This is a genomic window from Rhodothermales bacterium (genome assembly GCA_041391505.1).
In the GTDB taxonomy this organism is placed as follows: Bacteria; Bacteroidota; Rhodothermia; order Rhodothermales; family JAHQVL01; genus JAWKNW01.
Map to the genome: position 1 here is coordinate 189,796 of JAWKNW010000008.1, position 14,575 is coordinate 204,370.

Consider the following 14,575-nt stretch of genomic DNA (forward strand, 5'->3'; position numbering starts at 1 on the left):
AATAGCCCTCGCCGCGACGTTGCGGCGAGGGCTTTCGTTTAGGTGGGATCGGGCTGTCGGAGGGATCAGCGGATCTCGGCCTGATAGTCCGGCGCATGCCCCTGGAGCGAAGCGGCCTGCCGGCGCATCCAGTCGGTGATCGCCGGATCCGGCAGCAGGCCCCGCTCGTCGGCGGTGTACGTCAATCCTTCCAGCACCTCCGCATAGGGCCCGAAGCCGGAAAGGCGGAAGGGCACCACCAGCACATGCCGGCCGGCGGCGGTCTCCTGTTTCACGAACGATCGGATGCGCGCCTCGGAAGCGGCTCGCTTGTCCTGCCAGTCCTCCCGGAGCGTATGCACCTCCACGCGATGGAACGGACGCGTCGCGCGGATGCTGTCCGCCATGCGATCCATCTGATGGAGCCACCGTTCGTTCTCCCCGTCGTCGCCGGGGCCGTGCGCGAGAATGAGGATGGATTCGGAGGCGGGATCGACGCTCAGGCTGGCGGCCCGACGGGCCAGGATGGCCCCCATCGAGAGATCGTCGAGCAACCCTTCCAGGCCGAGCAGCACCTCGGCGTCGACGGCGATCGGCGGGGGGGCCGCGTGACTGCTATGACCGCCGGGGGCGCCGTGGTTCATAAAAAACGCCGGCGGGTCGGGACGCAATCCCAGCAGATACTCGGTTTGATGGAGGAACGAGGCGCCGGACATGAACAGCCGCACCACCGCGATACACGGCACGCCGGCATCGCCCAGCTCCTGCACCGCCGCGCGCAGCGTGGCCGGATCCGCCATCCCGAAAGCGAGCGAGACGGGCTGCCGGGCGCGGAGGGGCGCCACGGCCGTTTCGACGGCGGCATTCCAGTCGGGCGCTCCGCCGTGCGCCATCACCAGCACGCCGCAATGCCGCTGCTGCGCCGGCGCGACGAGCGGGGTGCAGGCCAACGCCGCCACTACAAACATCCATCGTTTCATCGGTCTTCCTGTGAGCTGTGGGGTTGTGAGGGGATCATTCCGAGGTGAGGGTACGCGAACCGTCTTCCTGGAAAACGTACTCGAGGGTGTAGTACCGCGAGGGGGTCTGCGCCGTGATCTGGTCGACCGGCGGGTTGCCCTGGTAATAGCTCAGGATCCGCACCTTGGCGAACCGGCCGTCCGCCGTGCGAACCACGAGGGTTCGGCCGGCGATGGGCGTGATGCGGTTCGCCGCCGGATCGTAGGCGTACCACCCGTTGCCCGCCCCCGGGCAGATGGCGAAGGACGGGCCTGGATCGCCCGTAGCAGTCGGGCACGACGCGAGACCGTCGACACGCAGTTCCGTGTCCGCCGGCGCCTGCACCACCTCGTCGAACAGCGCGGTCTGCAGCACCGCCGCACCCTGGCCGGGTCCGCTGGCGCCGCCGTTGACGATGATGTTCGTCCCCTGGAATCCCAGATCCCAGGCCGTGGAGGCGGAATCGGCGCGGTCGGTTTCGGACGAGGCGAGCACGATGTCGCCCGTGCGCAGGCTGACCAGGGTGTAGCGTCCCGACGCGATGGGGGCGCCCGTCTGGGGGTCGCGGCCGGTCGTCGGGTCCGCGGCGATATCCGTGAGGGTCGCGACGGGCAGCGGACCTGCGGGGTCGGGTTCGGCGCTGTCGCAGCCGGCGAGGATCGCGGCCGCGAGGAGGAGCGCCAGGGGTCGATGTATGGGGTACGGCATGAGGTATGCGGTTCTTAAGGTGCTTACAGGGCGATATACAGGCCGGCGAACACGGTGCGGCCGGGCTGCGAGGGAAGCTGCTCCGGACGCACGACGTCCAGCGCATTGTTGACGCCGACCTGGGCGGTCAGCGTGTAGCCATGGGGCAATGGCCAGTCTCGGGAGAGGGTCGCGTGCCAGAGGGCGTAGCCAGTCACGAACTCCTCGTCGAGATTCGAAACGGCGTTCCCGTCGAGGTCGCGGTAGCCATACCGGCTCCGGAGCACGGAACGCAGGGTGAGATGGAGGCCGGGACCCGGCATCGCGACGGACGCCGAGAGGGTGCCGGAATGGGTGGATCGACCGAGCAGACCCTGGTAATCGGATCGCTCCAGCCGGTAGTCGCGGCCGGCCAGCGTCCGCCCGAACAACTGCCCGGCGTCGATGGCATCCAGCACCGCGCGATCACGCGCCTGGAGCAATTGATAGCTGGCGGTGAACCGGAGTCGGTCGCCGGCCCGGGCGGTCATCTCGAGCTGGGCGCCGCGGGTGTAGATGCGGTTCAGATTGATGTAGCCGTAGACGTACGAGCCGTTCGTCTTCTGGGCGATGGGGCGGGTTTCGATCAGATCGCGGACGTCGTTGTGGAAAACGCCGACTTCGACCTCCACGGCCGGCGAGAGGGTCAGCGCGACGCCGGCGTTGTAGGCCATGGAACGCTCGGCCGAAAGCGGTCGAGCCCCCGTCGGGTCCACGTAGATTTCCGCCAGGAGTCCGGCCGCGTCCAGTCGCGCCAGCCCCTCGTTTTGCTGTGTCGCGCCGAAGACGCTGTAGCCGGAGCTGGCGTTCGTGAAGCTGAGATACCGCTGCCTGAAATCGGGCGCCTTGAAGCCGCTGCCCGCCGACGCGCGGATGCGCCATGCCGGCGCGGGCCGCACCAGAAACGACAGACGGGGGCTCAGACGCGACGCGTAGTCGTCGTGCGCGTCGAAGCGGGCGCTCGCATTTACATGGAAAACGCGGGAGGCCAGCCATTCATGCTGTAGAAACACGTATCGACTCCCCGCCCGGGGGCGCTCGTCCCCGTACCGGCTTCCGGCCAGGCGTTCCTCCACCGCTCCGGCGCCGGCATGCGTCAGGTGCCGCGCGTTCCATATCGCGATGAGCACGCCCTCCGCCTTGCTGTAGCGCTGGCCGGCGGCGTCGCTGAACAACACCCCGCCATCGGTCTGCCGCTCCTGCCGGGTCGACACGTCGAACCGCGCGTGGTAGAGGGTCAGTTCGGCGGTCATCCGGCCTGAAATCCGATGGCGAATCTCTGGATGGAGGCTCCAGTCGGTCTGGCCGTCCTGCTGATCGAAGGCGACGTCTTCGCCGTCCTCGACGAGGGCGAACACGCCCCGCTGCCGCTCGTCCGCCCAGCGCCCACCGAGGGATACCGTGGTTCGATCTCCTACCGCGAGATGGGAGCGCAGATCGGCGGTTCGGACCGCGAACGCCGGCGTCGTCGCGCCGGCGCGGTCGGGCGCCAGGTCGTAGCCATCCGACCCGTAGCGATCCACGGCCAGCCGCACACCCGCGCGTTCCCCGCGGGTTTCAGCGGACGCGGCGAGCGACGACGTGGCGTGCGTGCCGTAGCGCGACCCGAGCGACAGCCCCAGCGGCGACTCGGCCTGCCGCGTGACGATGTTGATGACGCCGGCCAGCGCGTCGCTGCCGTACAGGGAAGACGAAGGGCCCCGCACGATCTCAATGCGCTCGATGCCTGAGAGCGATAGCCGCTCCAGGTCGAGCGTGCCGGCCGTGCGGCCGATCACCGGCTCTCCGTCGATCAGGATCAGCGTGTATTCGGAGTCGAAACCCTGGATCTGCACGCCGGCGCCGTGGTCGTGCGCAATCACCAATCCCGGAAGCTCGGCCAGGGCGTCGGTCAGCCGCATCGCGCCCCGCGCCTGGAGTTGGCGCGCGGAAACCACCGTCATTGGCACCGATACGGCTTCGCGTTCTTTCAGGGTGCGCGTCGCGGTCACGACGACCGGGGCCATATCGTACGAGGGCATGGAATCGCGCGGGACCTGACGGGCAGGGGCTGTTTGCACGAACGCGATCAGCAGAAGCGCCAGGGCCGATCCTGTCATGATATGAACTACTATTATAATTTAGACTTGATCTAGATAACGATAGCAAGAAAAGAAAAGGCGAACCCGATGTCAACCGGATTCGCCTTGAATCTTTGTTAAGAACCGATCAGACGCGCCGCGTACTCAGGAGATTAAGGGATCAAGGATTAAGGGATCAAGGATTAAGGGATCAAGGATTAAGGGATCAAGGATCTAAGATCTAGGATCAAGGGATCACGATCAAACGCATGGTTTTTCGGTAAACATCCTGCATCCTGCATCTTGTATCCCCTACCCACAGTTCGCCCCGCGACACGACCGCGTTCGGTCTACTGGCAGGTGCCTCCGTTTTCGAGGAACCAGCACGTGGTCTGCGGGGAGTTCTTGAAGAAGTCCAGTAGCGCCGTGCCCACCTTCTCTTCGCCGAAGCGCGAGGGGTGCGTGCCGTCGCTCTCGAGGTCCTGCCGTTCCCAGATCAGCCCGTCGGAGCGGGGGTTCAGCCCGTCGGCCCACATGTAGGGGCCCCATCCGATCCAGGCGTAGTCGTTGTAGTCCACATCGCCGGCGATGGGGTCGACGCCGCCGCCGGCCATCTGGTCGATCTGCGCCTCGATGAGCCACTTGGCGCCGAAGGCCGACTCGTAGGCGTACGGTTCGGGATTGAGCGTCGTCACCGCGTAGCCGGCGTAGATGCGGCTCGAGACGAAGACCATCTTCAGGTTCGGATAATTGGTCTTGAGGGCGCGCACGATATTCGCGATCTGCCCCTTGAGCCGGTACGCGTCGGCGTCCGCGCTTGGCAGCGCGACGGTCGGCATCCGGTTCGCCACCTTGACCCACGCCACCTGCACCTGCTGGACGCTGAGCCCCTGCGGGATGAGCTGGTCGTTCAGGATGCGGTTGTAGTTGCCGTTGGTGGCCAGCTCCCAGTCGTCCGCCGCCTGGCCGCCTTTGGCGCCGTTGACGATGACCAGGTTCGAGGTATTCACGGCCGGATCGGCGGCAGCCTGCCCCATGAAGGTCCATTCGTCGCAGGGGAGCGTCGAGGGCTGGGAGCAAAACTCCTGCGTGGTGTTGGACATGCCGACGGAGAGCAGCACGTATTTGCCGTTCGGGCTCGGGTTGCCGTTCGTATCGAGCGGCTCGATGGCGTTGGCGAAGTTCACGCCGGCCGTATGGTGCGCCGCCGGCATCGTGTTGGATGCGTTCGGATAGAGCCCCCCGCTAAAGCCCAGGTACGTCTGCGCCCCCATGTCGATGAGCGGGATCATGCCGCCCTCGCCGCCCGGCGCCAGCACCGTGAGGTTGAACGATTTGGATCCGGAGGCGATGCCGTCGTTCGCGGTGATCGTCGCGGTATAGCTGCCGGCCTCGCCGGTGCCCGGCGTAATCGACAGCGTGCCGGTGCCATTGCCGGCATCGCTGAAGCTGAAGAAGCCGGCGCCCACCGGATTGCCGCCCCCGTTGAGGATTTCGGCGGACAGCGTGAGCGGATCGCCATTGACGTCCGACGCGCTCACGTTCACGGTCAGCGTATTGCCTTCGATCACCGCCGAGTCGGCCATGTCGTCGACGACCGGCGCGCTGTTGCCGCCCGGCGCGATGACGGTGAGGCCGAACGTAGTCGACCCGGACAGCTGGCCGTCGCTGGCGGTGATGGTCACGGCATAGTCGCCGAAATCACCCGGGTCCGGGAGGAATTTGATCGTGCCGGTCCCGTTGTTGTTGTCCTTGAAGTTGTAGAAGGCCGCGCCCATCGCGAGGCCCTGGTCGTCGAGCACGACGGCCGAAATCGTCAGGGCGTCTCCATCGGGATCGGAGCCGGACACCTCCAGCTGAAGATTTTCGCCCTCGAATACCTGCTGGTCGCTGATCGGCGTCACCGAGGGCGGCGCGTTGTCGGCGTTGACCTCCACGGTGAGGGTGAAGGAGGTCTCCACCTGGGTGGATGCGTCGGAGGCCGTGGCCGTAAAGGTATACGTGCCGGCATGGCCCGCATCGGGCGACAGGGCGATCACCCCGGAGCCATTGCCGTTGTCGGTGAAGGTGAAGAGGCCCGCCGGCGCGGCGCCGCCGCCCATCGCCGTGGCCGTGGCCCCCAGCGTCAGCATGTCGCCGTCCGCATCGCTCGCGGCCACGTTGACGTTCTGCGTTTCCCCTTCGAACAAGGTGAGGCTGGCGATCGACTGGATGACCGGCGGCGTATTGACGCCCACCGCCTTTACCGAAATCGTAAAGGTCTCGGTGGAGCTGTCCATGCCGTCGGTGGCGGTGATGACGGCCTCGTAATCGCCGGCATCGCCGCTCATCGGACTGAGGGTGAGCTGCCCGGTGCCGTCGCCGGCGTCGTCAAACACCGCAAACGTCGCCGCATCACCCCCCGAGGCCGTCACGGCGGCCGTGAGCGTGATGGCGTCGCCGTCGGAATCGCTCGCCGCCACATCGATCTGGAGCGTCTCGCCTTCCGTCACGTTCGCATTCGGGATCGCCTCGACGACCGGCGGCGCGTTGCTGCCGACGGCGGACACGGCCACCGAAAACGACTCGCTGCCGGTGAGCTCGCCGTCCGTCGCCGTCACGTTCACCGTATACGCGCCGGCGTCGCCCGCTTTGGGCGAAAGCTGCAGGACGCCGGTGCCGTCGCCATTATCCACGAAGACATAAAAGTCGCCCGCCGAAGGCGATCCGCCGGCGCCATCCACGATGTTCACCGACAGCGTGACGGCATCGCCATCCGCATCGGAAGAAAGCACCGATATCGCCCGGATCGTGCCTTCGTTCATGGCGACGTTATCGATGGGCGTAATGACCGGCGCATGGTTGCCGACGCCGATTTCGATGGGCTGGAGCATCATCTGCAGCGTCGCGCCGTCTTCGACCTCGCGGTCCTCGACCAGAGTGTTGAATCCCGATTTCGTCGCCTCGAACCGCACGATTCGCGCCGCGGCAAACGACGCCGACACCGGCATCTCGAGTCCGTCTCCCGCCGCGAGGCGCGCGAAGGAGGCGCCGGCGACCGCGCCGCGTATTTTCACGAGCGTGCCGGCGAAGCTGCCGCCGTCGGTCTGGAAGCGATAGACATAGACGCCCGGCGCGACCTCGCCGAGCCCCGCCTCGATCCGATGCGCGCCCGGACCGACCTCATCGATCATCAGCGGCGTGACGGAGCGGCCCTGGAGGTCATACACCTGGAACAGCACCTGCTGACGGACGCCGGCGGTGAAGGGAACGGTGAAGGCATCGGCCGTCGGGTTGGGGTAGGGCTGATCGACCTGGAAGACCCTGGGGATGTCGTCTCCGCCCTCGATGCCGACGTTGACGGGGATGGAGAGGGTGACGCAACCCGTCGCGTCGGTGGATCCGGTGACGGAGGCCAGATCGCCGGCGTGGGCCGTCACCTCGACGCCGCTGATCATCGCCGCATTGTCGGAACGCAGGGTACAGACCGTGGTCTGGATGGCCGTCGCGGGCTGGGCGGCGAGCGGTGCGTGCGCGAACAGGGCCATCGCGATGGCCAGAAACCAGTACGTGACGGGGACGGGTCGTTTCATACAAGATGGGTAGTTTAGGGGAGAGGCGGGGGTGGGGAAATGGTATGAATGAGGATATAGCGCCATGGAAGCCATCCAATGCGTCCATGGGCCGGAACATCGTGACGTAGCGCCCTCAACAGTCGCTGCCGGCGAGCACCCAGCAGGACGTCAGGGGGGATGACTTGAAGAAGTCGAGGAGCATGTCGGCCACCTTCTCAATACCCGGCTTCGCGGGATGCACCCCATCGTCTTTAAAATCTTCTTTGGTCCACACGAGCCCGTCGGAGCGGGGGTTGGTGCCGTCGGCCCACATGTAGGGCCCCCAGCCGATCCAGGGCGCCACGGTGTTGAGGTCGAGATCCCCCGAAACCGGGTCCATTTCGCCGGTCTCCATCTGGCGGATCTGGGCGTTGACGGTCCATTTGACCGCAAAGCCCTGCTCGTACGCATAGGGTTCCGGGTTGCGGTCGGTGGTGGCGTAGCCGGCGTAGATCCGGCTCGAAAAGAAGATCATCTTCAGGTTAGGATACCGCTCCTTCATCGCGCGCGCCACCTGCCCGAACTGTTCCTGGAGGCGGAACGCGTCGGCGCCGGCGTCGGGCAGGGTGCCGGAAGGTGGCGCGTTCGCGAGTTTGATCCAGGCGATCTGTACCTGCTTTTCGCTGTATCCGAACGGGTTCAGCTCCTCGTCGAGGATCCGGCGATAGTCGCTCAGGCCGGAATCGACCCATTTCTCGGCGGTCTTTCCGGGGTCGGCGCCGTCGATGAGGACAAAGTTCGTGTGGTCGATTTCGGGATCGAGGCCGGCCCGGTTCATGAAGGTGCCGATCTTGCACGGATTGTTGGGATCGGCCACGCCGCAGAACTCGTCGGACGTGTTCGACATGCCGATCGAGGTAAGGATGTAGACGCCGTTCGGATCCGGTTTGCCGTTGATGTCGAGCGGCTCGATGCTGCGCGCCGCGGCCAGGCCGGCCAGGCGATGCGCCTCGGGCATCTCATTGGTGCCGTCGGCATACAGACCGCCCTGGAATCCACGATAGGCGAGCCCCTTCATGTCGATCATGGGCACCTTGTTCTCCGTGATCTTGAGCAACGCCCGGCGCACCGTTTCATTGTTCTTGACGACCCGCTCCTCGACCGCCGCGACAAACCCGTCCCGTTCGATCTCGATGCGGACGACGCCTTCGTCCATCAGCACGGCCGGCGATGCTGGAGCTGTCGCAAGCCGCCCCACCGGCCCGGCCGGCTGCCCCTCGCCCCCCACGACGATAGAGCGGACCGCCGTGCCGGCATCCGTCGACAGGCGGGCGAAATAGGTGCCACGACGCAGCGAGGCAACCGGCAATTCGATGTGCTGTTCGCCGATGGGGATGGAAACGGGAAGCGGGCTGATGACCTCGCGCCCGATCGCGTCGAAGATGTCGAGCGTGCCGTTCAGCGGCAGGCCGGCGACCACGGGCAGCCAGGCGCGAGAACCCGCGGGATTGGGGTAAGGCACACCGATGCGCAGGTCAACGACTCCGGGAACCGGGTCTTCAATCGAGACAGGAAAGCTCCCCGTAATCCAGGCACACCCGTCGCTGCCTGTCGTTGCGGACAATGCGACGGCGTCGGCGCTGAGGCGCACGGTCGCGCCGGCGAGCGGTCCGTCATTCCGGGCGTCGAGCGCACAGACGCGTACCTGCGGGGTTTGCGCCCCGGCAGGGCCGGCTGCGATTCCCATGAACCAGCACACACCGAGCGCCGCGCCACACATAAAACGGGCAGCGTTCCTTCCACTACGTATCATTTTCGATATTGTCCAGACGTCATTGGGCCCGTGGCCCGAGCGATGCGGTGAGGTTTCGAAAAAACTGTGCCATGTGTCGGCTGCAGGGAGCACATTCAGGGATGCGGGTTTTCATTTTCTGTCATTCGTGCCAGGGGACGATGGCCGCACAAAAGAAGAAGAGGCCTGGCGCGGTCATGTTACCGCACCAGGCCTCCTCACAAACGGGTGCGAGAGGTAAGGATTAAGGTGCAAAGCGAAAGGAGACGCGAGATCCTGCCCTTGGACCTTAAACCCAACACCTGGAACCCTTATTTCACCACCACCATCCGTTTCACGGCCGAGAACGAGCCGGCGGACATCCGCAGCAGGTACGCCCCGCTCGAAACCGTCGCGCCGGCGTCCGTGCGGCCGTTCCAGCTCGCCTCGTGGCGGCCGGCCGGCAGCTCCCCGTCGAACACCCGGGCCACTTCGCGGCCCAGCATGTCGTACACCGTCAGGCGGACCTGCGCCGCCTCGGGCAGCGCGAAACGGATCGTCGTCGTCGGGTTGAACGGGTTCGGGTAGTTGCCTTCGAGCGCGAACTCGGTCGGTAGCGCCTCGGCCTGCAGCATCAGGCCCTCGGCCGCGACGCCCCGGAGCGCGCCGGCCACCGGCGCCGCGGAACCCTGCGGGCTCTCGGCCGGGCCTTCACCCGTCGGCGTGAAGCCGGCGTCGGTGGTGAGCAGCACCTTGTCGACGGCGAGGCCATCCTCGCGCATCCACACATGGACCGTATGCGCACCGGCCGAGCCGATGTTGACGCTCACGGGCGTGCTGCCTTTCTGCACCGTCACCCAGGTCCACGCGCTGAACGTGGCGACCGTCAGGCCGTTGGCGTTGGGCACGACCGCTCCGTCGACGCCGGCATAACCGGAGTTCGCGCGGTTGTTGTCGGCCCAGACCCGCGCCCAGATGTAGTAGTCGCCCGTCGTCGTGAACTCGACGTCGAACGAAAACTCAGGGCTGGACGTCTCGACGCCCGAGTCGATCTGCGTGCCGTCATCCGGCGTCGAGACCATATACGAGGCGCCGCTGGCGCCGGCGTTGGCCGAAGCTGCCGCCCAGCTGTCCGCCCCGCGCGCGATGTTGTCATGGAAGTGTTCGGCTTCCATAACCACCATCCCGCCGGCTTCCAGGAATGCGCCCGAGCCGTTCGGATCGACGATCGTCACGGTCTGGCTCGTGCTGCCGGTGGCGCCGAGGTCGTCGGTGACCGTCAGCGTCACCGTGTAGGTGCCGTACGCGCCATAGGTGTGGCTCGCCGTAGCGCCCGTCGCGGTAGCGCCGTCGCCGAAGGTCCAGTCGTAGCTGACGATCGCCCCGTCGTCCGTCGAGGCCGAGCCGTCGACGTCGAAGTCGAATTCGCCCGCGCCCTGCGTCACGGTGAAGCTCGCGACCGGCGCGGGGTTGACGGGGTCGCCGCCGTCCTTCGGGCTCTCGGCCGGGCCGGTGCCTGTCGGGACGAAGCCGGCGTCGGTGGAGAGCACGACCTTGTCGACAAAGACGCCGTCGTCGCCCATCCAGACATGGACGGTGTGCACGCCGGCCGACGTCACCTCGATGGTCGAGATCCCGCCGTCCTGCTTGCTGTTCGCCCAGAGCCACGACCCGAAGGTGTTGACCTTGAGCGGGCTGCTCTCCGCCGTGCCGTCGAGGCCGGCGAAGGCCTTGTTGCCGCGCGAGTCGACGCCCCAGATGCGCTGCCAGACGTAATACGTCCCCGTCGTCGCGAAATTGACCTCGAACACGAGTTCGGGACTCACGGCCTCCGGGCCGGTGCGGACGCGGGTGCCGTCGTCCGGCGTGGCCTGCATGGCGGCAGCGCCGCTGAAGCCGGCGGAAGCCGTCGTCGACGTCCACGTGTGGCCGTCGCGATCCACCTGGCTGTGGAAGTTTTCCGCCTCCATGGAGACGAGGCCGCCGGACTCGAGGAACGCCCCGGTGCCGGTGCCGTCGCTGACGGTCACGCTCTTGGACGTGCTGCCCGTCGCGCCTTCGTCGTCCGTCACCGTCAGCGCCACCGTGTAGGTGCCGGCGGCGGCGTAGGTGTGCGACGCCGTGACGCCGGTGCCCGTGGCGCCGTCGCCGAAGGTCCAGGCGTAGCTCACGATCGCGCTGTCGTCCGTCGAGGCCGAGGCATCGACATCGACCGCCAGGCCGTTCGTCGTCGCCGTGAAGCTGGCGACCGGCGGCTGGTTGCCGACGCCGCCTTCTTCGGTGATGGTCAGGCGCTGGTTGACGGCGATGCCGGTCAGCGTCTGGACCACGCCCGAAGGCCACGTGATCTGGATCGAAGAGATCGACAGGTTCGAGCCGAGGCCGAAGTAGGCGCCGATGTCGTCGCCGCCACTGAGGCTGGAGCCCGAGCGCGTTTCAACGGTCTGCGTGGCGCCGTCGGGCGTCGAGACCGCGATGCGCGCGCCGATGCCGTCGCGGTTGCTGGTCGTGCCGACGAGGTCGACGATCAGCCAGCGGTTGCCGTTGGCGTTGTCGTTCCGGAAGAGCTTCGTCGGCCCTCCATGGTTGACCAGGAAGAGGTCGGGGTCACCGTCGCCGTCGTAGTCGCCGTAAATCGGGGTGCGGCCGTGGTTGGCGTCGTTGACGCCGCTGCCGGCGGAGACGTTCGAGAACGTGCCGCCGTTGTTGTGCCAGAGGACGTTGGCGTCGGGCGTCTGCTCGATGAAGACGCGGCCGGCGGCCATGTAGAGGTCCTGCCATCCGTCCAGGTCGTAATCGAAGAACCCGGCGCCCCACGAGAACGACGTGGAGCTGACGCCGGCGGCGGCGGTGCCGTCGGAGAACGTGCCGTCGCCGTCGTTCTTCAGCAGGAGCGTGCCGGCGCGGGTCGGCGAGGAGTCGCCGTTGTTGCCGTCGTCCGTATAGAAGAAGTCCTGGTCACCGTCACGGTCGTAGTCCCCCACGGCGATGCCCATGCCGTTCTGGCACCAGTTGGCGTTGGCGGCCGCGCTGGTTTCCGTGAACGTCCAGTCGCTCAGCCCGTTCGTGCCGCCGTCGTTCCGCCAGAGGCGCTGGGGCGCCGTGCTGGAGAAGGGGCAGTCGCTGATCAGGAAGATGTCCAGATCGCCGTCGCGGTCGTAGTCGGTCCACGAGCCGATGAAGCTCATGCCCTCGCGATCCACGCCGAGGAGCATGCTCGACACATCGGTAAACGTGTCGTCGCCGTTGTTGTGGAACAGGTAGTCCTGCGCCTGCTGGCGAGCCGTGCCGCCGGGCGCCACGTTGCCGTCGAGAACGGCGTGGTTGGCGACGTAGAGATCGACCAGACCGTCGTTGTCATAGTCGCCCCACGAGGCCGACGTGCCGCGGGCCTGCATCATGTCGGAGAGATCCGAGCCGGGTGTGTTGGTCACGTCGGTGAAGGTGCCGTCGCAGTTGTTGCGGTAGAGCACGTCTTCGTCGTTGTTGGCGAGGTAGAGGTCCTTGCAGCCGTCGTTGTTGTAGTCGGCCACAGCGACACCCGAGCCGTCGTGCGAGGCGTCGGTCACGCCGGCGGACGCGGCGACGTCGGTGAACGAACCGCCGTTGTTTTTGAACAGCTTGTTCGCGCCGGCGCGCATCGTCATGTACAGGTCGAGATCGCCGTCGTTGTCATAATCGAACCAGGCCGCCCCGGTGCCGATGCCCATGCCGCCGACATCCCATCCGTCGTGGGTGACGTCGACGCCCATCGGCGCCGTCACATCGGTGAAGAGGTCGCCGGAAGGCGGCGTGGCTTCTTCGGTGATGCTGAGCATCTGGTTGGCCGGCACGTTGGTCAGGGTCTGCACGATGCCCGAGGGCCAGGAGATCTTGACTTCGCTCACGGTCGTGGCGCTGCCGAGGCCGAAGTGCACGAGCAGGTCGTCCTGCGAGTGCGCGCTGGAGCCGCCCTTGACCTGCCGCATGAGCTTGACGCCGTTGACGGTGGCTTCGACCAGCGCGCCGATGGCGGCGCGGTTGCTGACCGTCGCGTTCAGGTCGACCTGCAGCCAGTTGCCCAGGCCGGCGCTCACGTTTTTGTACAGCTGGATGTTCGGCTCGCCGACCGTGCCGCCGTCGTAGATGACGACAAAGTCGAGGTCGCCGTCCCGGTCGAAGTCGGCCACCGCCGATCCGCGGCCGGAGCCGCCGAGGTTGAGCATGCCGCTGCTGGCGGAGACGTCGGTGAAGGTGCCGTCCGTGTCGTTCTTGAAGAGCAGCGGGTCGCCGGCGGCGACCATCATGTCCTCGAACGTATCGTTGTCGAAGTCGGCGAAGTTGATGCCCCACGAACCGCCGGCCTTGACGCCGGCCGGGATGGCCGAGTTGTCGTTCCAGGTGCCGTCGGGGTTGCCGAGGTAGAGCACGTTGCCTTCGGCAACCGGCTCGTTACCCGGATCGAGCAGGTCGGACATGTAGATGTCCCAGTCGCCGTCGTGGTCGATGTCCGCCACGTCGATCCCCATGCCGGCGCCGGAGTCGTCGCCGATGCCGGGCATCTGGCTCGTCCATTCGGTGAAGGTGCCGTCGCCGTTGTTGCGGTACTGGAGGTCGTGGTGGTAGGGCGAGAATTCCTGCACGTTCACGACGTAGAGGTCGGGCCAGAGATCGTTCGGATCCATGATGCCGCCGAAGAACGCGAGGGTCGGGCGGTACCAGAGGCTCTGGCCGGTCGGGTTCACCCCGCTGGAAGCGGTTACATTGGTGAAGGTACCGTCGCAGTTGTTCATGTACAGGGCGTTGAGGTTGGCCGGCTGGCCGCCCTGCGAGAACACCATGTTGCCCACGAAGAGGTCGATGCAGCTGTCCCGGTTGTAGTCTACCCAGCCCGTGGTGAGGCTGTTGTAGCCGGGCAGGTTACCCAGGGCGGGCGTCGCGCGGTTCTCGACGCCGGCGGCCGCGGCCACGTCCGTGAAGAGCGGCGTGCTGGCCTGATTGCCATTTTCCACCCAGAGGTTTTTGAGCAGTACGTTGACCGGGCCGTCGAGGCTGGTCAGGTTGTTGTTCGCCGTGATGTAGATGTCCATGTCGCCGTCGTTGTCGTAATCGGCAAACGCGGTGCTGGTCAATTCCACATTCGGGAGGGCGGGCAGCAGGGCATCCATGTTGGTGAACGTCCCGTCGCCATTGTTATTCCGGTAGAGATGGGCATCCAGGTCCTCGCCATTCGTCATGAACAGATCCGGAAATCCGTCCATGTCGTAGTCGATCCAGTTCACCCCGAGGCCGTGCGCGTGTCCGGTGTCGTACAGATCATTCCCGACGCCGGCGGCCACGCCGACCTCGGTGAACGCCAACTGCCCTACAGCCTGTTGCGTGCCTCCAATCCCCCAGAAGACGACCCCCAAAAGGATCAGGCTCAATCGTAATCGTAATAAACTGTGCATAAATACGTCCATGCATGTTAAGGTGGATCCTTAGAGCCGGCGCATCGAGGAGGAGGCGATGCCGGCGGTGGTGGGGGG

The 14,575-nt window shown here is 66.3% G+C and carries 6 protein-coding genes; all 6 read right to left on the bottom strand.

What is annotated here, in order from left to right; genetic code table 11:
• Nucleotides 1–65: 65 nt before the first annotated feature.
• Complete coding sequence (locus R2834_10485) at nt 66–959, bottom strand: hypothetical protein (protein MEZ4700746.1); 894 nt, start codon at nt 957–959, stop codon at nt 66–68.
• Nucleotides 960–993: 34 nt separating this feature from the next.
• Nucleotides 994–1,686: an HmuY family protein gene (locus R2834_10490; protein MEZ4700747.1), complete on the bottom strand. Its 693-nt coding sequence runs from the start codon at nt 1,684–1,686 to the stop codon at nt 994–996.
• A gap of 23 nt (nt 1,687–1,709) precedes the next feature.
• Nucleotides 1,710–3,725 carry a TonB-dependent receptor gene (locus R2834_10495; protein MEZ4700748.1) on the bottom strand — a complete coding sequence of 672 codons (2,016 nt, stop codon included), beginning with the start codon at nt 3,723–3,725 and terminating at the stop codon, nt 1,710–1,712.
• A 389-nt stretch (nt 3,726–4,114) separates the two neighbouring features.
• Nucleotides 4,115–7,336, bottom strand: coding sequence for an Ig-like domain-containing protein (locus tag R2834_10500; protein MEZ4700749.1), 3,222 nt, complete (start codon nt 7,334–7,336; stop codon nt 4,115–4,117).
• 115 nt (nt 7,337–7,451) lie between these two features.
• Nucleotides 7,452–9,044: a T9SS type A sorting domain-containing protein gene (locus R2834_10505; protein MEZ4700750.1), complete on the bottom strand. Its 1,593-nt coding sequence runs from the start codon at nt 9,042–9,044 to the stop codon at nt 7,452–7,454.
• Nucleotides 9,045–9,400: 356 nt separating this feature from the next.
• Nucleotides 9,401–14,473: an FG-GAP-like repeat-containing protein gene (locus R2834_10510; protein MEZ4700751.1), complete on the bottom strand. Its 5,073-nt coding sequence runs from the start codon at nt 14,471–14,473 to the stop codon at nt 9,401–9,403.
• Nucleotides 14,474–14,575: the final 102 nt, after the last annotated feature.